The sequence below is a fragment of the Nocardioides marmoriginsengisoli genome, assembly GCF_003725695.1.
GTDB classification, from domain to species: domain Bacteria; phylum Actinomycetota; class Actinomycetes; order Propionibacteriales; family Nocardioidaceae; genus Marmoricola; species Marmoricola marmoriginsengisoli.
Window position 1 is genome coordinate 166,733 of sequence record NZ_RJSE01000006.1, and the last position, 21,421, is coordinate 188,153.

At 71.6% G+C, this 21,421-nt stretch carries 15 protein-coding genes; 8 read left to right on the forward strand and 7 right to left on the reverse strand.

The annotated features are described in order from the left end of the window. Window positions 1-78 precede the first annotated feature (78 nt). The 4 genes from proB to rplU form a co-directional block, all read right to left on the reverse strand. On the reverse strand, window positions 79-1,200 hold the full coding sequence (gene proB / locus EFK50_RS08615; protein ID WP_123227164.1) for a glutamate 5-kinase: 1,122 nt from the start codon (window positions 1,198-1,200) through the stop codon (window positions 79-81). Then, window positions 1,197-2,792: a GTPase ObgE gene (gene obgE / locus EFK50_RS08620; protein ID WP_123227165.1), complete on the reverse strand. Its 1,596-nt coding sequence runs from the start codon at window positions 2,790-2,792 to the stop codon at window positions 1,197-1,199. Before obgE ends, proB begins: the two co-directional genes overlap by 4 nt. A 91-nt stretch (window positions 2,793-2,883) precedes the next feature. Next, on the reverse strand, window positions 2,884-3,138 hold the full coding sequence (gene rpmA / locus EFK50_RS08625; RefSeq protein WP_123227166.1) for a 50S ribosomal protein L27: 255 nt from the start codon (window positions 3,136-3,138) through the stop codon (window positions 2,884-2,886). A 47-nt stretch (window positions 3,139-3,185) separates the two neighbouring features. Further along, a complete protein-coding gene (rplU, locus tag EFK50_RS08630) occupies window positions 3,186-3,488 on the reverse strand; it encodes a 50S ribosomal protein L21 (RefSeq protein WP_123227167.1) in 303 nt (100 codons plus the stop codon). A gap of 222 nt (window positions 3,489-3,710) precedes the next feature. On the opposite strand from rplU, the gene EFK50_RS08635 reads away from it, so the two are divergent. Then, entirely contained in the window at window positions 3,711-5,441 is a 1,731-nt protein-coding gene (locus tag EFK50_RS08635) for an MFS transporter (protein WP_246004099.1), read from the forward strand. After that, window positions 5,438-5,866, forward strand: coding sequence for a MarR family winged helix-turn-helix transcriptional regulator (locus EFK50_RS08640; RefSeq protein ID WP_123227168.1), 429 nt, complete (start codon window positions 5,438-5,440; stop codon window positions 5,864-5,866). Before EFK50_RS08635 ends, EFK50_RS08640 begins: the two co-directional genes overlap by 4 nt. On the opposite strand, the gene EFK50_RS08645 is transcribed toward EFK50_RS08640, so the two are convergent. The 3 genes from EFK50_RS08645 to EFK50_RS08655 all read right to left on the reverse strand — a co-directional run bounded on the left by EFK50_RS08645 (window position 5,867) and on the right by EFK50_RS08655 (window position 11,139). Then, window positions 5,867-8,920 (reverse strand): Rne/Rng family ribonuclease, encoded by a 3,054-nt coding sequence (locus EFK50_RS08645; protein ID WP_123227169.1) that lies wholly within the window; start codon window positions 8,918-8,920, stop codon window positions 5,867-5,869. A gap of 204 nt (window positions 8,921-9,124) precedes the next feature. Continuing rightward, window positions 9,125-9,877, reverse strand: a complete 753-nt coding sequence (locus EFK50_RS08650) for a TIGR03936 family radical SAM-associated protein (protein ID WP_123227170.1) — start codon at window positions 9,875-9,877, stop codon at window positions 9,125-9,127. A gap of 98 nt (window positions 9,878-9,975) precedes the next feature. Beyond that, complete coding sequence (locus tag EFK50_RS08655; RefSeq protein WP_123227171.1) at window positions 9,976-11,139, reverse strand: winged helix DNA-binding domain-containing protein; 1,164 nt, start codon at window positions 11,137-11,139, stop codon at window positions 9,976-9,978. Window positions 11,140-11,244: 105 nt separating this feature from the next. Between EFK50_RS08655 and EFK50_RS08660 the strand changes: the two genes are divergently transcribed. The 6 genes from EFK50_RS08660 to EFK50_RS08685 form a co-directional block, all read left to right on the forward strand. Next, on the forward strand, window positions 11,245-12,477 hold the full coding sequence (locus EFK50_RS08660) for a CynX/NimT family MFS transporter (RefSeq protein ID WP_246004100.1): 1,233 nt from the start codon (window positions 11,245-11,247) through the stop codon (window positions 12,475-12,477). A gap of 84 nt (window positions 12,478-12,561) precedes the next feature. Then, window positions 12,562-14,721, forward strand: a complete 2,160-nt coding sequence (gene helR, locus EFK50_RS08665; RefSeq protein ID WP_123227173.1) for an RNA polymerase recycling motor ATPase HelR — start codon at window positions 12,562-12,564, stop codon at window positions 14,719-14,721. Between the two features lie 28 nt (window positions 14,722-14,749). Next, on the forward strand, window positions 14,750-16,315 hold the full coding sequence (locus EFK50_RS08670; RefSeq protein WP_123227174.1) for an HD domain-containing phosphohydrolase: 1,566 nt from the start codon (window positions 14,750-14,752) through the stop codon (window positions 16,313-16,315). Window positions 16,316-16,381: 66 nt separating this feature from the next. Beyond that, a complete protein-coding gene (locus EFK50_RS08675) occupies window positions 16,382-16,819 on the forward strand; it encodes a nuclear transport factor 2 family protein (RefSeq protein ID WP_123227175.1) in 438 nt (145 codons plus the stop codon). Continuing rightward, a complete protein-coding gene (locus EFK50_RS08680; RefSeq protein ID WP_221177327.1) occupies window positions 16,816-17,178 on the forward strand; it encodes a DsrE family protein in 363 nt (120 codons plus the stop codon). Before EFK50_RS08675 ends, EFK50_RS08680 begins: the two co-directional genes overlap by 4 nt. A 288-nt stretch (window positions 17,179-17,466) precedes the next feature. Then, window positions 17,467-21,421, forward strand: a 3,955-nt coding sequence (locus tag EFK50_RS08685; RefSeq protein ID WP_123227177.1) for a beta strand repeat-containing protein, incomplete at its 3' end; no start/stop codon positions are given.

Consider the following 21,421-nt stretch of genomic DNA (forward strand, 5'->3'; position numbering starts at 1 on the left):
GAACGGGCAGGAGACGCGAATCGACGAACTGGGGAGTCCGAACTGGACCAGTTGTCCCGGAGGTGTGACGTTGCGGACCTAGTTGCCGCTGAGCAACGTGAGGTCGTCGCGGTGCACGACCTCGCGCTCGTACGACGCCCCCAGCTCCGCGGCCAGGGCGCGGGTCGAGCGGCCCATCAGCGCGGGCAGCTCGGCAGCGTCGTAGTTGACCAGCCCGCGGGCGATCACCCGGCCGTCCGGACCGACCAGGTCCACCGGGTCGCCGTCCACGAAGCTTCCGGTCACGCCGGTGATCCCGGCCGGGAGCAGCGAGGCCTTCCGCTCGGTGAGCGCCTTCACGGCGCCGGCGTCGACCACGATCGATCCCTTCCCCGAGGTGGCGTGCGCCAGCCAGAGCATCCGCGCCGAGCGGCGCTTGCCGGTCGCGTGGAAGAAGGTGCCGACCTGCTCGCCGGCCAGTGCAGCGGCGGCCTGGGGCGCCCCGGTCAGTACCACCGGGATGCCAGCGCCGGTGGCGATCCGAGCGGCCTCGAGCTTGGTGGTCATCCCGCCAGTGCCGACGCCCGCCGCGCCGGCCTTGCCGACCGTGACCCGGTCGAGGTCGGCGTCGCCGCGCACGTCGGTGACGAGGCTGCTGCCGGGTGCCGTCGGCGGTCCGTCGTACAGGCCGTCGACGTCGGAGAGCAGCACCAGCAGGTCGGCGCGGACCAGGTGCGCGACCAGAGCGGCCAGCCGGTCGTTGTCGCCGAACCGGATCTCGCTGGTGGCCACGGTGTCGTTCTCGTTGACGATCGGCACCACCCCCATCTCGAGCAGGGTGGCGAAGGTGCGCTGCGCGTTGCGGTGGTGCCCGCGCCGGGTGACGTCGTCGAGGGTGAGCAGCACCTGGCCGGTCACCTGGTCGTGCCGGGCGAACTCCTCGGTGTAGCGGTGCACCAGGATGCCCTGGCCGACCGAGGCCGCCGCCTGCTGGCGGGCCAGGTCGCGGGGACGGCGCTTCAGGTTCAGCGGTGCCAGCCCGGCCGCGATCGCTCCGGAGGAGACCAGGACGACCTCGACCCCGGAGCCGTGCGCCGTCGCCAGCGTGTTGACCAGCGCGCGAACGCGCTCGGGGTCGATCCCGCCGGCTGCTGTGGTCAAGGAGGACGATCCGACCTTGACGACGATCCGACGTGCGTCGAGGACCGCCTGCCTGGTCATGACTCGTCGTCCTCGTTCCCTGATTCGTTCTCCGGGCCGTCTTCCGGTTCGTTCCCTGGGTCGCCGATCGTGTAGACGACCGGTCCGTCCGAGTGCTCCGGCTGGGCGTCGGTCCAATCCTCGTCGAAACGGGACTCCTGGTCGAAGCGACGCGCCACGTCGGCGCGGGTCTCGGTCTCGCCGCGCTCGGGCATCCGCTCGTCGATCGCCCGGCGACGGCCGGCGGCGGGGCGCTCCTCGCGGAACCGCTCGTCCTCACCACGGCGGCCGAGCATCTCGGCACCGCCGGCGTCGAGGCCGGGCTTGAAGTCGAAGACCACGGCGTTGTCGGGGTGCCCGATCAGGACCGGGTCGCCCTCCCGGGCGCCGAGCTCGATCAGCTTGGTCTCGACGCCGAGCCGGTTGAGCCGGTCCGCCAGGAAGCCGACGGCCTCCTCGTTGCTGAAGTCGGTCTGCTTGATCCAGCGCTCGGGCTTGACGCCGCGCACCCGCCAGCCCTCGCCGGTCTCCGTGATGGTGAACTCCTCGCCGGAGCCCTTCGGGGTCGGCCGGATGATGATCCGCTCGGCCTGCTCGACCACGCGCTCGCTGCGCGCCTTCGTCACCAGCGCGGCCATCGCGAAGGTCAGCTCCTTGAGGCCCTCGTGGCTCATCGCGCTGATCGCGAAGACCGGCCAGCCGCGCTGGGCGATCTCCTCGCGGACGATCTCGGCCATGTCGCGCCCGTCGGGCAGGTCGGCCTTGTTCAGGGCGACCAGCCGCGGACGGTCCTCCAGCCCGCCGTACTTGGCGAGCTCGCTCTCCATGATGTCCAGGTCCTCGACCGGGTTCCGGCCGGGCTCGAGGGTGGCCAGGTCGATCACGTGCAGCAGGGCCGCGCAGCGCTCGATGTGGCGCAGGAAGTCGTGGCCCAGACCGCGGCCCTCGCTGGCGCCCTCGATCAGGCCGGGCACGTCCGCGACGGTGAACACGGTGTCGCCGGCCTTCACCACGCCGAGGTTCGGGACCAGGGTGGTGAACGGGTAGTCGGCGATCTTCGGCCGGGCGCGGCTGATCGCGGCGATCAGGCTGGACTTGCCGGCCGACGGGAAGCCGACCAGACCGATGTCGGCGACGACCTTGAGCTCGAGGCCGATCGTGCGCTCCTCGCCGGGCTCGCCGAGCAGGGCGAAGCCGGGGGCCTTGCGCTTGGCCGAGGCGAGCGCGGCGTTGCCGAGACCCCCGCGACCGCCCTGGGCGATCACCATCTCGGTGCCGGCGCCGACCAGGTCGGCGATGACCTCGCCACCCTCAGTCACCACGGTGCCGTCCGGGACCGGGAGGACCAGGTCCTCGCCGTGGCCGCCGTTCTTGTGGTCGCCGGCGCCGTGGCCGCCGTGGGTCGCCTGGCGCTTGGCCTTGTGGTGGTAGTCGATCAGGGTGGTGACGTCGGGGTCGACGCGCAGGATGATCGAGCCGCCCGGGCCGCCGTTGCCGCCGTCGGGCCCGCCGAGCGGCTTGAACTTCTCGCGGTGCACCGAGGCGACGCCGTTGCCACCACGGCCCGCGCTGACGTACAGCGTGACCTGGTCCACGAACGTGGGGACTGCCATCGGTACTCCTTCCGAACAATTACGAAGGGCGCCCCTGGCAGATCAGGGACGCCCAACGGTGGAACTTGGGTTTGCTACGAAGCGTCCGCCCTCAGGCCGACGGGACGATGTTGATCACGCGGCGACCACGACGGGTGCCGAACTCGACGTTGCCCGCGACCAGCGCGAACAGGGTGTCGTCACCGCCGCGGCCGACACCGGCGCCGGGGTGGAAGTGCGTGCCCCGCTGGCGAACGATGATCTCGCCGGCGTTGACCAGCTGGCCGCCGAAACGCTTCACGCCGAGACGCTGGGAGTTGGAGTCGCGACCGTTCTTGGTGGACGCTGCGCCCTTTTTGTGTGCCATGAGTTCAGTCCTTGGTTATCGGAGCCGGTGCTGGAGCTGGGGGGCCGTCAGGCCTTGATGTCGGTGACCTTGACCTGGGTGTACTTCTGACGGTGACCCTGGCGCTTCTTGTAGCCGGTCTTGTTCTTGTACTTCTGGATGACGATCTTCGGGCCCTTGGTGGCGCCGAGGACCTCGACGGTCACGGCGGCCTTGTCGAGGCCGGAAGCGGTGACCTTCTCGCCGTCGACAAGCATGACGACCGGCAGCTTCAGGGACGCGCCCACAGCCTCTTCGGTTTTGTCGATCTCGATGACATCGCCAACAGCAACCTTCTGCTGCTTGCTGCCACTACGCACGATCGCGTACACGGCGGACTCACTCTCTTCGTCGGATCACATCTGGGGGTCCGGTGGCACAGCGGTCTCCGTCGTACTGGAGAGGAGTCGTGTCACACGGAAAGGGTGCGCTCAGCACACCGAGGGTCAACTTTACGGGTACGCCGCCCGCAGGGTCAAAACGAGGCCTCCGGGGCGACGTACGTCACACCTCGGCGACGAATTAACTTAACCGATGTGAACTACCTTGGAGAGGTGACCCAGAGCCCCACCGCCACCCGTCCCCGCCGGTTCGACCGCGACCACCCGCACTACCGCTGGATCGCGCTGTCGAACACCACCATCGGCATGCTGATGGCGACGATCAACTCCTCGATCGTGATCATCTCGCTGCCGGCGATCTTCCGCGGCATCGAGCTCAACCCGCTGGAGCCGGGCAACGTCAGCTACCTGCTCTGGATCATCATGGGCTTCCTGGTGGTCTCCGCGGTCCTCGTGGTCACGCTGGGCCGGCTCGGCGACATCTACGGCCGGGTCAAGATGTACAACCTCGGCTTCGCGGTCTTCACGGTGTTCTCGGTGCTGCTCTCCGTCGACCCGTTCCACGGCGGCGCCGGTGCCTGGTGGCTGATCCTGATGCGGGTCGGCCAGGGCGTCGGCGGCGCGATGCTGTTCGCGAACTCGACCGCGATCCTCACCGACGCCTTCCCGGCCCACCAGCGCGGGATGGCGCTGGGCATCAACCAGGTCTCCGCGATCGCCGGCTCGTTCCTGGGCCTGATCATCGGCGGCGTGCTCTCCGAGTGGCACTGGCGCGCGGTGTTCTGGGTGAGCGTCCCGATCGGCATCCTGGGCACCCTCTGGGGCTACCGCTCGCTGGTCGAGCTCGGCGAGCGGCGGAAGGCCAAGCTGGACATCCCCGGGAACCTCGCCTTCGCCGTCGGCCTGACCTCGCTGCTGGTCGCGATCACCTACGGGATCCAGCCGTACGGCGACCACGCCACCGGCTGGTCGAGCCCGTGGGTCCTCGGCGGCATCGCCCTCGGCGTGGTGCTGCTGGTCGCCTTCGTGGCGATCGAGAAGCGGGTCGAGCACCCGATGGTCTCGATCGACCTCTTCCGGATCCGGGCGTTCAGCCTCGCCAACGTCGCCGGGCTGATGGCCTCGATCGGCCGGGGCGGGCTGCAGTTCATGCTGATCATCTGGCTGCAGGGCATCTGGCTGCCGCTGCACGGGTACTCCTACGAATCCACTCCCCTGTGGGCCGGCATCTACCTGCTCCCGCTGACGATCGGCTTCCTGGTCGCGGGGCCGGTCTCCGGCTGGCTCTCGGACCGGTACGGCGCCCGCTACTTCTCGACCGGCGGCTCGTTGCTGGTCGCGGCGACCTTCGTGCTGCTGCTGGCGATCCCGGTGGACTTCGACTACTGGATGTTCGCGGTGATCCTGCTGCTGAACGGGATCGGCTCCGGACTCTTCACCGCCCCGAACACGACCGCGGTGATGAACTCGGTCCCGGCGCACGAGCGCGGCGCTGCCTCGGGCGTCCGGGGCACGGTCTTCAACTCGGGCTCGTCGCTCTCGATCGGTGTCTTCTTCTCGCTGATGGTCGTCGGGCTCGCCAACGTGCTCCCCCGCACCCTGACCGACGGTCTGACCGGGCAGGGCGTCCCGCACCAGGTGGCGGCCGACGTCGGGAACCTGCCGCCGGTCGGCTCGTTGTTCGCGTCCTTCCTGGGCTACAACCCGATCGAGTCGCTGCTCGCCCCGACCGGGACGCTCGAGCACCTGCCCGCGGCGAACGCCGACACCCTGACCGGCAAGGAGTTCTTCCCGAACCTGATGTCCGGGCCGTTCCACGACGGCCTGGTGATCGTGTTCCTGACCGCCGCCGCGATGATGCTGATCGCCGCGATCGCCTCCTGGTCCGCGGGCGGCAAGTACGTCCACGACGACTCCGCCGGCGAAGCGCTGGGGCGCGCGTGAGCACCCCGGCGAACGACGACACCGCCCGGCTGTACCTGGCGATCGGGCGCCTCAACCGCGCCCTGCGCCGCGACGCGCGGGAGGCGCTGGTGGGGCACGGCGGGCTGAGCGCGCTGGCCAGCCTGATCGCCGACGGGCCGCAACGGGCCGGAGCCCTGGCGGTCGTCGAAGGCGTCACCGCGCCGGCGATGACCCGGATCCTGAACTCGCTCGAGTCCCTCGGGTACGTCGTCCGCACCCCGGACCCCGCCGACCGGCGTGCCTCCGTGGTCGCCGCCACCCCTGCGGGCGAGGCGCTGGTGCTGCACGGCCGGGCCGCCCGCCTCCAGGCCCTCCAGGAGCGCCTCGACCAGCTCGACGAGAGCTCGCGTCACGCCCTGGTGGCGGCGCTGGGTGCCCTGGAGGAGCTCACCCGCGAGGGATAGTCAGCGCTTGCGCGAGCCCTTCTTCTTGACCGGGACGTGGAAGACCGGGGCGGCGTCACCGTCGGCAGCGTCGTCCTCGATCGCGTCGCCCTCGGCGTCGTCCGGGGTCTCCTCGGACGCGACCTCCGGGGTCTCCTCGACGGGAACCTCCTGCTCGGCGGCAGGCGCCTCGACCTCGGGGACCTCGACCTCGGGGACCGCGGTGTCGGTGACCGCCGGTCCGGCCGGACGTCCGGCGGCGCGACGACGACGGGTGGTCGTGACGACTACGGGCGCGGGCGCCTCGACAACCGGCTCCGCAGCCGGCTCAGCCTCGACCTCGGGCTCGTCGGCGGCTCCTTTGGGCGTAGCGTCCGCAGCCGGCGTCTCGTCGGCAGGCGTCTCGTCCGCGGCTGCCGCCTCCGCAGGCGCTTCGTCCGCAGGTGCCGCCTCGGCCTTGGGCGCACCAGCACGCCGCGACGAACGGCGGCGGGTGGTGGCCGGAGCCGTCTCCGCGACCGTCTCGGTGCCTTCGGTGCTCTCGGTGGCTTCGGTGCTCTCGACGACGGCGTCCTCGACCACTCCGGCGACCTGGGCCAGCTCGTCCTCGGTGTGCGGCTTGCTGCCGGCCAGCGCCATCGGCGACGGAACCGACGGCTCCGCCGGCGGAGCCGCTTCCTCGGCACCGCGGTTGCGACCGCGCCCGCCGCGGTTGCGACGACCGCCGCGCGGCTCGTCACCCCCGCCGCCCATGCCGCCGCCCATCCCGACGCTGCGGTTGCTCGGCTCGATCGGCTCCTCGTGCACGATGATGCCGCGGCCCTTGCAGTGGTCGCAGTCCTCGCTGAAGGCCTCGATCAGGCCGGTACCGATCCGCTTGCGGGTCATCTGCACCAGGCCGAGCGAGGTGACCTCGGCGACCTGGTGACGGGTGCGATCGCGGCCCAGGCACTCGACCAGGCGACGCAGCACCAGGTCGCGGTTGGACTCGAGCACCATGTCGATGAAGTCGATGACGATGATGCCGCCGATGTCGCGCAGCCGGAGCTGGCGGACCATCTCCTCGGCGGCCTCGAGGTTGTTCTTGGTGACCGTCTCCTCGAGGTTGCCCCCGGAGCCGGTGAACTTGCCGGTGTTGACGTCGACGACGGTCATCGCCTCGGTCCGGTCGATCACCAGCGAGCCGCCCGAGGGCAGCCAGACCTTGCGGTCGAGTCCCTTGTTGATCTGCTCGTCGATCCGGTACGACGCGAAGACGTCCTTCCCGTCCGCCGCCTCGTACTTCTCCAGGCGCTCGGCCAGGTCCGGGGCGACGTCCTTGACGTACCCCTCGACCAGCTTCCAGGCGTCGTCGCCCTGGACGACCAGCTTGGCGAAGTCCTCGGTGAAGAGGTCCCGGACGACCTTGAGGGTCAGGTCCGGCTCGCCGTACAGCAGGTCCGGCGACTTGCCGGCGGCGACCTTCTTCTCGATGTCGGCCCAGCGAGCGGTCAGCCGCTCGACGTCCTGGGTCAGCTCCTCCTCGGAGGCGCCCTCGGCGGCGGTCCGCACGATCACGCCGGCGGTGTCCGGGACGATCTCCTTGAGCAGCGTCTTGAGCCGGTTCCGCTCGGTGTCCGGCAGCTTGCGGGAGATGCCGGAGGTGTTGCCGTCCGGGACGTAGACCAGGAAGCGGCCCGGCAGGCTGATCTGGCCGGTCAGCCGGGCGCCCTTGTGGCCGACCGGGTCCTTGGTGACCTGCACCAGGATCGTCTGGCCGGACTTGAGCACCGACTCGACCTTGCGCGGCTGGCCGTCCTTGTGGCCGAGCGCGCCCCAGTTCACCTCACCGGCGTACAGGACCGCGTTGCGACCCTTGCCGATGTCGATGAACGCAGCCTCCATCGACGGGAGCACGTTCTGCACCCGGCCGAGGTAGATGTTGCCGATCAGCGAGGTCTGCGACTCCCGGGCGACGTAGTGCTCGACGAGGACCTTGTCCTCGATCACGGCGATCTGGGTCAGGTCCTTGCGCTGGCGGATCACCATCACCCGCTCGACCGCCTCGCGGCGGGCCAGGAACTCGGCCTCGCTGACGATCGGCGCCCGGCGACGACCGGCCTCGCGGCCCTCGCGGCGGCGCTGCTTCTTCGCCTCGAGACGCGTCGAACCACCGATGCTGGTGATCTCGTCCTCGGGGTTGCGCGGCTTGCGCTCCCGGGTGCGCGTCCTGCGGGTCGGGGCGTCGCCGGAGTCGTCCTTGCCGGAACCGTCCTTGGCGTCGTCGTCCTGCTCGTCGCCGTCGGAACCTTCGGCGTCGGCGCCACGACGACGGCGACGTCCACCGCGACGACGGCGACGGCGCGGCCCGCCCTCCCCGCTCTCGGTCTCGTCACCCTCGGCGTCCGGGGTGGTCTCGGTCGGCTCCTCGGCGGCGTCCTCGGCCGGCTCCTCGGAGTCGTCGGCGCCCTTCGCGGCCGCGGCCTTCTTCGCCGGAGCCTTCTTGGCCGCGCGCTTGCGTGCCGGCGCCTTGGGGGCCTCGCCGTCCGTGGTCTCCGCGTCCGCGGCCGGTGCGTCCGTGACCGGCGCATCGGCGGACTCGTTCGCGTCGGTCGCCTCGGCGGCCGGCTTCGCCGCCGCCTTCTTGGCGGCGCGCTTGCGGGCCGGTGCCTTCTCCGGCACCTGGAAGAGCACCATCGGGGCGGCTGCCGTCGCGGCCGGCTCCTCGGCCGTCTCGGACGTACTCTCCGCAGCGACCTCGGTCGCGGCGGCCGGCTTCGCCGCCGCCTTCTTGGCGGCGCGCTTGCGGGCGGGCGCCTTGGGGGCCTCGTCGGCCCCGGAGCCAGCCTCAGGACCAGCCTCCGGGCCAGCCTCGGCATCCGCGGACTCGGCCGGCGCGGCGGCCTTCTTCGCGGCCTTCTTGGCGGTGGTCTTCTTCGCAGCCTTCTTCGCGGTGGCCTTCTTGGCGGCCTTCTTCGCGACCGGCGCCTCGGTGGTGCTCTCGGCACTGTTCTCCGGGCTGTTCTCCGGGGCGCTCACCGGAGCGGATTCCGCGGTGGTGCTGGTGTTCTCATCGGGGGTTTCTACGTCGAGCATGGAGCTCTCCTCATGCAGGGAGCACCGGCGTACGCCGTCACTGCCCTGCGGGTCACAGCTGCTCGGTGTCGGACACCGAGCAGCAAAAGCCTGTCAGTCGGCGACGACACCCTCCGTGTCATTTACGTCGAACGAGGAACTCACTGGTCACCGACCGCGGTCGCGTGGCCGCCATAAGAGCTGAGGAGAGCTGTCACCTGCTCCTCAGCCGGCCGCGTCGCGGTCGGGTGCCAACGGGTCCCCCACCGTGCCGGTCCGGGAGTCCAAGGGTCCCTGTGCCAGTCGCTGCGCAAGCGCGGCGGAACTGGTACTGACACCCGAGATCTCCCGAAGCGCGGCGAGAACGTCGTCGGGTCTCACGGACGGGGTTCCGTGTCGCAAGACCACCCGCAGTATCGCACACGATTCGTCATCCGCCGCCGACTCGCCGCTGCTTCGCGCCTCCAGCTGCGCGATCGACGCCCGGGCGTCGAAGGTCCGCAGGCCCTTCTTGGTCATCCGCTCGACCACGACCTCCTCGGTCGCGAGCAGCTGCTCGACACCGGCGGCGAGGGCGTCCGGGTCTACCCCGTTGAGGGTGATCTCCCACTGCGAGGCCTCCAGCCGGTCGGCGAGCGACCCGCCCGCGCTGACCACCACCTCGAGCACGTCGAGGCCGTCGGGGAGGGACTCGTCGAGGGCGCGGGCGACGTCCGCCGGGTCGGTCACCTCGGCCAGCGCGATCTCCAGGTACTCGGCCTCGCTGGCGGCACCGGTCGGGCTGGCGCCGGCGTACGAGATCCGCGGGTGCGGGTTGAACCCGGACGAGTACGCCATCGGCACCCGGGCCCGGAAGATCGCGCGCTCGAACGCCCGGCTGAAGTCGCGGTGGCTGGTGAACCGGAGCCGGCCGCGCTTGGCGTACCGGATCCGGAGACGCTGGACGGGCGGGGCTTGCTGCTCGGGCTGTTCACGCACGGGTCGAGGCTACCGAGTGCCCGAGCTTGCTCGAGGTCGGGTGGCGGAGAACCCGTTGACGAGTGAAGCGAGGATCACGGGTGAAGGTTAGCCGCCGGTCAGCCGCCGGCCCGCACCAGCGGTGACTGGTAGATCGACTTCACGACGTCACCGTCCAACCAGGCGGTCAACCGGTCGGCCTGCTCGGCCAGCGCCCGGGTCGCGGCCCGCTCCAGCGGCTCAGCCGGTACGACGACCACCGATCCGTCCAGCTCCTGCCGCCACCCGCCGACGATCCGGCCGCACCACCAGGCCGTGGGTCCGCCGTTGCCGTTGCGGTCGAAGATCGCCGCCGCGTGCGGCCCGAGGTACCAGTCCCGGCCCTTCCAGCCCATCGTGGTCGGGTCCAGCGCCGGCAGCAGTGCGGCCCAGGGCGCGGTCTCCTCGTCGGCGCCGGTGTCGTCGGGCGCCAGGTAGCCGATCCCGCCGGCGACGCCGACCTCGACCGCCCCGACGTCCTGCAGCGCGTGCCGGACCGCGGCCTTGGTCGCGCCGAGCCACCAGACGATGTCGTCCTCGGTGCCGGGCCCGAAGGTCCGCAGCCAGCTGAGCACCAGCGCGGCGTACGCCTCGCGCTCCGGCAACCGGTCCGGCGCGTCGGGCAGCCAGTCCTCCACGGCGGTCCAGCGCGGCCGCGAGGACTTCCAGCCGCCCTCGTTCTCGCCGCGGACGATCACGCCCGAGGCGGCCAGGGTGGTGAGCACCCGAGGCGCGATCGGCATCTCGCCCCCGTAGCTCTTGCCCTCGGCATAGGTCATCCGCGCGTCCAGGGCGGGCAGCGCGGCGCGCAGCTGCATCGTCGTCCGCGGGCCGTCGGCGCGGAGCAGGTCGTGCACGGCCGCGGTCTGCTCGGCCACCCAGGCGTCGCCGTCGTCGGCGATCCCGACCTTCACCACGTCCCGGGCGAGCTGTCCGCGCTGCAGGTGGGCGGTCCGGGCGGCAGCACTCCCCCAGACCGCCGGCAGCAGCCCGGCCGGGAACGCGAACACGGTCCGGCGCATCGCGAGCTGCTTGACCACGCTGCGGTCGTCGTACAGGGCCGCGTCGACCGCGGCCCGCGTCGCACCGCTGCGGGCGAACGCGGCCAGGTGCACCGACGCCGGCTCGGTCGCGTGCAGGCAGGTCATCGCCTCGGTCGCCGCCACGACCGAAGCGACCGGCTCGGCGAGTGCGTGCCGCCGCCCGAGCCTGGTCCGACGTTCGTCGTCACTGATCTGCCGCATGCGCCCATCCAACCGGAGGCCGCCGACAACCCGGAGGAGTGGCACCGGTCACCCCCTGAGCGGGGGCGGTCCGGAACCCTCCGACCAGAGTGGTTGAATCATCAAGTGTCTGTCGTCGTCCATGAGTCCCGCTGGCAGCGGGCGCTGGTCCTGCTCGGGATCGTGGTGCTCGCGTTCAACCTCCGGCCGGCCGCGGTCAGCGTCGGTCCCGTGCTCGACGAGATCTCGGACTCGCTGCGGATGGGCACCGCCGGCACCAGCCTGCTGACCTCGCTGCCGGTGCTGAGCTTCGCCACCATCGGCGCACTCGCTCCCCGGTTCGCTCGCCTCCTCGGGGTGCACACCACCACGCTGATCTCGCTGGTGCTGGTCGCGGTCGGCCTGTTCGCGCGGGCCCGGGTCGACGACGAGGCCCTGTTCCTGGTGCTCTCCTTCGCCTCGCTCGCCGGGATGGCGGTCGCGAACGTGCTGCTGCCGTCGCTGGTGAAGCTGCACTTCCCGGACCGGGTCGGGCTGCTGACCGCGCTCTACTCCACCTCGATGGCGATCGGGCTGACGTCCGCCTCGGTGCTCACCGTGCCGATCTCGGACGCCTCCACGCCGGCCGGATCCGCACTGGACTGGCGCCACGGCCTGGTGGTCTGGGGCTTCACCGCGGTGATCGCGGCACTGCCGTGGATCGCGCTGGTGCGGCACGACCGGCGCGAGGTCGGCGAGCCGGCGGCGTTCGGGACCGCGGGCGTTGCGCGGACTCGGATCGGGTGGCTGATGGCGCTCTTCTTCGGGCTCCAGTCGTTGCAGGCGTACTCGATCTTCGGCTGGGTGGCCCAGGTGTTCCGGGACGCCGGCTACAGCGCGCACGACGCCGGCCTGCTGCTCGGCGTGACCACCGGGATCAGCATCCCGCTCTCCTTCGTCATCCCGCGGCTGACGGTCAAGGTGAAGGACCAGCGGGTGCTGCTGAGCGCCATCATGGTGGCGTACCCGATCGGCTACCTCGGCCTGATCTTCGCCCCGGACGCCGGCGCCTGGATCTGGGCGACCACGCTCGGCATCGGGACCTGCACCTTCCCGTTCATCCTGACCCTGATCGGGCTGCGCGCCCGCACCCCCGGCGGCACCGCGGCGCTCTCCGGCTTCACCCAGTCGGTCGGCTACCTGATCGCGGTCGTCGGGCCGTTCGGCGTGGGTGCGCTGCACGCCGCCACCGACGGCTGGGGCATCCCGCTCGGGATCCTGCTCGCGCTCTGCGTGCCGCAGTACCTGGCCGGGCTCGCGGCCGCGCGGCCGGTGTACGTCGAGGACCAGCTCGCGGGCTCCTCCACTTCCAAGGTATAGCCGAGGAGGGGGCTTGCGGCAAGCCCCCGTCAACCCCGGAGAATCACCGGTCGACGCCGCCACCAGAGATCGGGATCCGACCACGTGACCACCAGGAACGACAGCGCCTTCGACCTCGCCGAGCACCTCCGGGCGAAAGCCGATCCGACGCTGATCAGCGCCGACGAGCAGCACTTCGCCGCGATCCAGCAGAGCCTCGAGCAGTCCGTCGCCGATCTCACCGAGCGCCTCGACGAGGCCCGCCGAGCTCCCGGCGGGATCGGCCAGGAGGCGATGGACAGGGACCTGGAGGTGCACCGGCTGACCAGCCGGTTGCGCACCCTGCGGCGGTTCGGCCTGGACCTCTGCCTGGGCCGCATCGTCGGCGAGACGGATGCGGAGCCGACGTACATCGGTCGCCTGGGCCTGACCGACAGCGACGGGCGCCGCCTGCTGCTCGACTGGCGCTCGCCGGCCGCCGAGCCGTTCTTCGGTGCCACCCATGCCGACCCGATGGGCCTGACCAGTCGCCGCCGGTACCGCTGGACCCGCGGCCGGATCAGCGACTACTGGGACGAGGTGTTCACCGCCGAGGGCCTCGAGGGGCACGCCGCCGCACTCGACGACCAGTCCGCCTTCATCGCCAGCCTCGGCAGCAACCGCTCCGCACGGATGCGGGACGTGCTCGGCACCATCCAGGCCGACCAGGACGCCATCATCCGCGCCGGGTCGCGGGGCGCGCTCGTCGTCGACGGCGGCCCGGGCACCGGCAAGACCGTGGTCGCGCTGCACCGCACCGCCTACCTCCTGTACGCCGATCCGCGCCTCGGCCACCAGCGCGGCGGGGTGCTCTTCGTCGGCCCGCACCAGCCGTACCTGGCCTACGTGGCCGACGTCCTCCCCAGCCTCGGCGAGGAGGGCGTCCGGACCTGCACCTTGCGCGACCTCGTCCCCGAAGGGGCCGCCGCTCCGACCGAGGACGACCCCGCGGTCGCCGCGCTGAAGTCCTCGGCCGACCTGGTGCGCGGGATCGAGAAGGCGGTCCGGTTCTACGAGGAGGCGCCCACCTCGGGCGCCGAGGTCGAGACCCCGTGGGGCGACCTCTGGCTCAGCGCCGACGAGTGGGCCGAGGCGTTCGACGCGCCCGCGCCGGGCACCCCGCACAACGAGGGACGCGACCAGGTCTGGGAGGAGCTGCTCACGATCCTGGTGGACAAGGCCGACCTCGACGACGACACCGAGGACGGCGGCGCCGCCGACCAGCTCCGCACCGCGCTGGCCCGCAACCGGGACCTGGCCGAGGCGTTCGACAGGGCCTGGCCGCTGCTGGAGCCGACCGACCTGGTCGCGGACCTGTGGGACGTGCCGGCATACCTGCGGCTCTGCGCGCCGTGGCTGACCCCCGACGAGGTCCGGCTGCTCCAGCGGGAGGACCCCTACGCCTGGACCGACGCCGACCTCCCGCTCCTGGACGCGGCGCGGCAGCGCCTCGGCGACCCGGAGACGTCGCGTCGCCGGCGTCGCCACGAGGCCGCCGTCGCGGCGGAACGCGCCCGGATGGACCGGGTGGTCGACGAGATCCTCCAGCTCGACGACGAGGAGGGCATGATGGCCCAGCTCCGCCAGGAAGGGATCCGGGACGCGCTCGTGGACGAGGCCGCGCTGCCGGACGCGGACACCGACCTGCTCGCCGGCCCGTTCGCGCACATCGTGGTGGATGAGGCCCAGGAGCTCACCGATGCCGAGTGGCAGATGCTGCTGGTGCGGTGCCCGTCGCGCAGCTTCACCATCGTCGGCGACCGCGCCCAGGCCCGGCAAGGGTTCGCCGAGTCGTGGGCCGAACGGCTCGGCCGGATCGGCCTGGAACGGGTCGAGCTCGCCTCACTGAGCATCAACTACCGGACGCCGTCGGAGATCATGACCGAGGCCGAGCCGGTGATCCGGGCAGCGCTCCCGGACGCCAACGTCCCGACCTCGGTCCGCAGTACCGGCATCCCGGTCGTCCACGGCGCCGTCGCCGACCTCAACCCGATCCTGCGCACCTGGCTCGCCGGGAACGCCGAGGGGATCGCCTGCGTCATCGGAGACCCGTCCTTCGAGGCGACGCCACGGGTCCGGTCGCTCACCCCGACGCTCTCGAAGGGGCTCGAGTTCGACCTGGTCGTCCTGGTGGACCCCGGCTCGTTCGGCGACGGCATCGAAGGCGCGGTGGACCACTACGTGGCGATGACCCGGGCGACCCAGCAGCTCGTCGTCCTGACCTGAGGCGGCGCTCGCCCTAGGATCGGGCTCGATGACATCACCCGGTGCTCCAGGCGTGCGGCTTGCCGAGCTGGTCGCATCGCTGTCGCTCGCCACAGACCTGGGCCTCGGCCTGCCGCAGGAGCACGTGCTGCGGCAGACCGTGATCGCCGGTCGCCTCGCCCGCCTGGCCGGGCTCACCGAGGACGAGCAGGCCTCGGTGTTCTACGTCTCGCTGCTGGCCTGGGTCGGCTGCGTCGCGGACTCGCACGAGCTCGCGCACTGGTTCGACGACGACCGGCAGATCCGCGCGGACAGCTACGAGGTCGACAAGGTCGGCATGCCGATGATGCGGATGATGCTCGGCCACGTCGCCGCCGACTCGCGGCCGCTGCGCCGGATCACCATGGTCGGCCGCTTCCTCACCGGCGGGTTCCGCGAGGCGATGGGAACCTACATCACGCACTGCCAGACCACCGGCGACATCGCCGACCGGCTCGCCCTAGACGCGCAGGTGGGGCTGGCGCTGGCGCAGGCGTTCGAGCGCTGGGACGGCAAGGGCTTCCCCGGGACCGCGGCCGGCACGGACATCCAGCCGGTGATGCGGGTCGTCCAGCTCGCCGACGACGCCGAGGTCTTCCTGCGCACCTCCGGCATCGACGCCGTCCTCGACATGCTCCGGTCGCGACGCGGCACCGAGTTCGACCCGGAGCTGGTCGACCTGGCGATCGCGCACGCCGAGGAGGTCTTCGCCGGGCTGGACGAGGGCGACGCCTGGGAGGCCGTCCTGGACGGGGCCGCCGGGCTCGACCGGCGGGTCTCGGACGACGAGCTCGACCGGGTGCTGGAGATCTTCGCGGACTACGCCGACCTCAAGTCCCCCTGGTACCTGGGCCACTCGCGGGCGGTCGCCGACCTGGTCGCGACCGCGGCGACCGGCCTCGGACTCTCGGCCGACGACGTCGTCCTGGTACGGCGCGCAGCACTCGCCCACCGACTCGGAGCGATCGGCGTCTCGACGGGCACCTGGAACAAGACGACGCCGCTCTCGGCGATCGAGACCGAACGGATCCGCACGGTCCCCTACCTGACCGAGCGGATCCTGAGCCGGCAACCCCGGCTCGCCGCGATCGGGGCCGTGGCCGCGATGGCTCACGAGCGCACCGACGGTTCCGGCTACCCCCGGGCGCTGGGCGGCGCCTCGCTCCCGGCGACCGGCAAGCTGCTCGCGGCGGCCGACCTCTACCAGACCTGGGCCGAGGACCGACCGGACCGACCCGCGCTCACCGGCTCGGAGCGCGAGCGGGCACTGCTGGCCGAGGTCGATGCCGGGCGGCTGGACGGCGACTGCGTCCGAGCCGTGCTCACCGCCGCCGGCCACGCCGTACGACGACGCGCGACCCTGGTCGCCGGACTCACCCGGCGCGAGGCGGAGGTGCTCACGCTCCTGGTCCGCGGGTACTCCAACAAGCAGATCGCCGAGCAGCTCACCATCACCCCGCGCACCGCGGCGAGCCACATCGAGCACATCTTCACCAAGACCGGGTCGGCGACCCGGGGCGCGGCGGCGATGTTCGCGCTCCGGCACGGGCTGGTCGACGCCTCCGCGGCACCCTGATCGCCCGTCGGAAGATCGGTATTTCTGCCGATGCCGCACCGGTACCGACGACCGTAGAACTGGTGCATGACCACTTCCAGCACCCTCGCGGACGGCGCCACCTGCGCCGTACCGGACGCACGATCGAGCTGGCCGGTGGCCGGCCTGCTCCTGGACGCGCTGACCCGGCGGGACTTCGCCGGGATGCGGGTCTGCCTCGATGACCGGGTCCGCTTCCGGGCGCTGACCCCGCCGGGCCTAGTCGAGCTCGACACGGCCGACGACGTGATCGCCCGCTTCACCACCTGGTTCGGCGGCGACGACGCCTTCGAGGTGCTGGACGCCTCGGTCGGGCAGGTCGGCAGCCGGCTCTACGCCCGCTGGACGGTGCGGTTGACCCCGCCGGGCGATCCCGGGGCGGCGCGCATCGCCGAGCAGCACGTCTACACCCGCGGGCAGGACAGGATCGAGTCGCTCGACCTGCTCTGCTCCGGATTCCACCACGAGAACGGAGCAGCATCATGAACAAGGCCGCCATCAGCCTCACCACCGGACTCGAGGACGCCGAGCGCGTCACGGTCGCCCTGCTGGTCGCCGTCGGAGCGGCGGAGCAGGGGCGCGAGACCCTGGTCTTCCTCACCAAGGAAGCCGTTCGGCTGGTCCTGCCGGGCCACGCGATCGGGGTCAGCTGCGACGGCTGCCCGCCGTTGCAGGACCTGATGAGCAGGTTCCAGGCAGCCGGTGGCCGGTTCCTGGTCTGCCCGCTCTGCTTCAACGCCAAGCAGCTCGACGCCGACCGGATCGCCGACAACGCCGCCCTCGGCGGGACCGTCCAGCTCTGGGAGTGGATCGGCGAGGACAACGCGGTGACGTTCAGCTACTGAGTCGTACGGCGGGCCCGTCGTCCGCGGTGCAGCACGCCGGCGCTGTCGATCGGGGCTGATCGGCAGCGCCGGCAGTGTCACCGGGTCAGCACCAGAGGTCTAGACACCTGGAGCGACGAAACGCCGATATCCGACACTTCCCCTCTCCGGGCAGGCGAACCCTGGCGCAGTACCGGGAAATGGTTCTAGCGTCGCATCCCTTGGGGTACGGCGGTTCTCGGAAATCCTTGACCTCCCCGATGGCCGGTGCGCCGTACCCTCCACACCTCGAGTCCCGGGGGCAGGGTCATGCAGGTACTGCGTCGACGGATCAGCCGAGTAGCCCTCTCGCTCGGCCTCGCCTCCGCATCGGTCCTCTCGGTCGGGGTGCTTCCGAGCAGCGGCAGCGACGCGCGGGTCGGCGCGACGACCGTCGCCGCTGCGCCGGTGCTCGCCGCACGCGCTGCCGTCACGCCGTCCGCCGCCTACCTCGGCCGCCCGGGGTCGGTCTTCACCGTCACGGTCACGAACACCGGCACCCGCCCCCTCGCCACCGTCGAGGTCGACCGTCCGGGCCGGTCCTGGACGATCACGCGGTGCCCGAAGGCGCCGCGTGGCTGGGCCGTGCGACGGACCCGGGCGATGTGCCAGTTCCGCAGCCTCGTCCCAGCCAGGACGGCCATCAAGGCCGGGGCCTCGAGCTCGGCCTTCCGGGTCGCGGCCACCTCGAAGCCGGCGACCGTGAACAAGGCCGGGTACTGGAAGGTGAAGGCCGGACGCGGCAACGTCTTCGACCGCCGGAACAAGCTGGTCGCGGCCAGGGCGATGCGCCCGGGCCTGCGCGTGGTCGCCTTCGCGTTCCAGGTGCTCGACGTCGTGGTGGACCCGGGCACCCGCACGCCCGGAGCTCGCTGCCCCGCGCGCCGGAGGACGGCGCCGGCGGCCTCCTCGGGGCACACCTTCGTGATCTGCGGTCGCAACCGCACGAACCGCACGCTGGTCCCGACCGCTGCTCGGTCACGCCTGGGCGGCACCTTCGTCTCCGGGGGCGGTGCCCGGTTCTCCTCGGGCCGGATCGCGCCGAGCCGGACCAGCCGGATCCTCGGCTCCTGGTCGAACGTGAAGATCGGCGCCGCCGGCTCCGGCAGGACCGTGCAAGCCCTGATCGGCGCACCGAACCGACGATCCTCACCGCTGACCACGCTGTCCGGCTACACCGCGACCACGACGGCGAACCGTCCCCCTAACGCCGTCAACGACACCGCCTCGGTCGCCGAGAACGCGACGAAGAACGTCACCGTGCTGGCCAACGACACCGACCCCGACGGCAACGCCCTCACCGTCAGCGCGGTGGACACCACCGGCACCCTCGGGACCGTCACCAACAACGGCACGACGGTCACCTACGACCCGAACGGCGCGTTCAACAGCCTCGGCGCGGGAGACACCGCGACCGACACGTTCAGCTACACGGCCTCCGACGGGAACGGCGGCTCCGACAGCGCCACCGTCGCGATCACGATCATCGGTGTCGCCGGGGCCAACACGCCTCCGGTCGCGGTGGCCGACAGCAAGACTGTTTCCGAGGACGCCGGCGCGGGCGTCGTCAACGTGCTCGGCAACGACACCGATGCGGACGGCAACACGCTCGCCGTGACGGCGGTCGACGCGACCGGCACCCTCGGGACCGTCACCAACAACGGCACCGACGTCAGCTACGACCCCGACGGCGCCTTCGAGTCCCTCGCCGTCGGCGAGACCGCGGCCGATACCTTCGACTACACCGTCTCCGACGGACACGGCGGCACCGACACCGCGACCGTCACGGTCACCGTCACCGGCGTCAACGACGCACCGCAGGCGACGGACGACGCCTCGGGTGTCGGGGAGAACGCAACCAAGGTCGTGGCGGTCGTCGGCAACGACACCGATGTCGACGGCGACACCCTCACCGTCAGTGCGGTCGACACGACCGGCACCCAGGGCAACGTCACCAACAACGGCACCGACGTCACCTACGACCCCGACGGCGCCTTCGAGTCCCTCGGTGCCGGCCAGACCGCCACCGACACCTTCGACTACACGGTCTCCGACGGCCACGGCGGCACCGACACCGCGACCGTCACGATGACGATCACCGGTACCAACGACGCCCCGGCGATCGCGGCACTCGAGGGCGGCGCCCTGGCCTATGCCGAGAACGCCGCCGCCACCCCGATCACCGCGACCGGCACCGTGGCCGACGTCGACTCGGCCAACTTCGCCACCGGCACCCTCACCGTCAGCTACTCCGCCGGCGGCCAGGCCGAGGACCGCCTCGCCGTCCGCAACCAGGGCACCGGCGCGGGCCAGATCGGCGTCTCCGGAGCCAACGTCAGCTACGCCGGTACGACGATCGGCACCTTCACCGGCGGCACCGGCACCACCGCCCTGGTGATCACCCTCAACGCCAGCGCCACCCCCGCCGCCACCCAGGCCCTGGTCCGCAACGTGACCTACCGCAACGTCTCCGAGAACCCGTCCACGGTCACCAGGACGGCGCGGTTCGTGCTCACCGACGGGGACGGAGGCACCAGCGGAGCCGCCACCCGGACCATCACCGTCTCCCGTGTTAACGACGCCCCGAACGCGGCCAACGACGCCGCCACCGTGGCGGAGAACGCCACCAAGGTGGTCACGGTGCTGGCCAACGACACCGATGCCGACACCGACGCGCTCGCCGTGACGGCGGTGAACACGACCACGACGCTCGGAACCGTCACCAACAACAGCACCAACGTGACCTACGACCCGAACGGCGCGTTCGACAGCCTGGGAGCCGGCGACACCGCCACCGACACCTTCGGCTACACGGTCTCCGACGGCCACGGCGGCACCGCGTCGGCCACGGTGACGATGACGATCACCGGAGTCGCCGGTGCCAACATCCCTCCGGTCGCGGTGGCCGACAGCACCACCGTGTCCGAGGACGCCGGCGCGAGCACCGTCAACGTGCTCGGCAACGACACCGATGCGGACACAGACCCGCTCGCCGTGACCGCGGTGGACAGCACCGGCACCCTGGGGAGCGTCACCAACAACGGCACCAACGTCAGCTACAACCCGAACCACGCCTTCGAGTCCCTCGCGGTCGGCGAGACCGCCACCGACACCTTCGGCTACACCGTCTCCGACGGCCACGGCGGCACCGACACCGCCACGGTCACCATCACGATCACGGGGGCCAACGATCCGCCGGTCGCGAGCGACGATGCCGGCTCGGTCGCCGAGAACAGCGGCGGCGTCAGCGTCAACGTGCTCGCCGACGACCTCGATGTCGACGGCGACACGCTCTCCGTGACCGCGGTCGACACCACGGGCACCACCGGGATCGTCACCAACAACGGCACCGACGTCACCTACAGCCCCAACGGCGCCTTCGAGTCCCTCGCCGCCGGCGAGACCGCCACCGACACCTTCGACTACACCGTCTCCGACGGCCACGGCGGCACCGACACCGCCACGGTCACCATGACCATCACCGGCTCCAACGACGCCCCGGTGATCGCGGGGCTCGAAGGCGGCGCCCTGGCCTACACCGAGAACGCCGCCGCGACCCCGATCACCGCGACCGGCACCGTCGCCGACGTCGACTCGGCCGACTTCTCGACCGGCACCCTCACCGTGAACTACTCCGCCGGCGGCCAGGCCGAGGACCGGCTCGAGATCCGCAACCAGGGCACCGGTGCCGGCCAGATCGGCGTCTCCGGAGCGACCGTCAGCTACGCCGGTACCGCCATCGGCACCTTCACCGGCGGCACCGGCACCACCGCTCTCGTCATCACCTTCAACGCCAGCGCCACTCCCGCGGCGACCCAGGCGCTGGTCCGGAACCTCACCTACCGCAACGCGTCCGACAACCCGGTGGTCACCACCCGGACCGCGCGCTTCGTGCTCACCGACGGTGACGGCGGTACCAGCGCACCCGCCACCCGGAACGTCTCCCTCACTGCCGCCAACGATGCTCCGGTGATCGCGGCCCTCGAAGCCGCCGCCCTGGCCTACGCCGAGGGCGACCCGGCCACCCCGATCACCGCGACCGGCACCGTCACCGACGTCGACTCGGCCAACTTCTCCACCGGCACCCTCACCATCGACTACTCCGCCGGCGGCCAAGCCGAGGACCGCCTCGAGATCCGCAACCAAGGCACCGGCGCCGGCCAGATCGGCGTCTCCGCCGCCAACATCACCTACGCCGGCACCACCATCGGCACCTTCACCGGCG

Excerpts from the sequence above, each read along its gene's own strand:
- EFK50_RS08670 (WP_123227174.1), top strand. The coding sequence starts at position 14,750 with ATGACATCACCCGGTGCTCCAGGCGTGCGGCTTGCCGAGCTGGTCGCA.
- EFK50_RS08680 (WP_221177327.1), top strand. The coding sequence starts at position 16,816 with ATGAACAAGGCCGCCATCAGCCTCACCACCGGACTCGAGGACGCCGAG.
- EFK50_RS08645 (WP_123227169.1), bottom strand. The coding sequence starts at position 8,920 with ATGCTCGACGTAGAAACCCCCGATGAGAACACCAGCACCACCGCGGAA.
- rpmA (WP_123227166.1), bottom strand. The coding sequence starts at position 3,138 with ATGGCACACAAAAAGGGCGCAGCGTCCACCAAGAACGGTCGCGACTCC.
- proB (WP_123227164.1), bottom strand. The coding sequence starts at position 1,200 with ATGACCAGGCAGGCGGTCCTCGACGCACGTCGGATCGTCGTCAAGGTC.
- obgE (WP_123227165.1), bottom strand. The coding sequence starts at position 2,792 with ATGGCAGTCCCCACGTTCGTGGACCAGGTCACGCTGTACGTCAGCGCG.
- EFK50_RS08655 (WP_123227171.1), bottom strand. The coding sequence starts at position 11,139 with ATGCGGCAGATCAGTGACGACGAACGTCGGACCAGGCTCGGGCGGCGG.
- EFK50_RS08675 (WP_123227175.1), top strand. The coding sequence starts at position 16,382 with ATGACCACTTCCAGCACCCTCGCGGACGGCGCCACCTGCGCCGTACCG.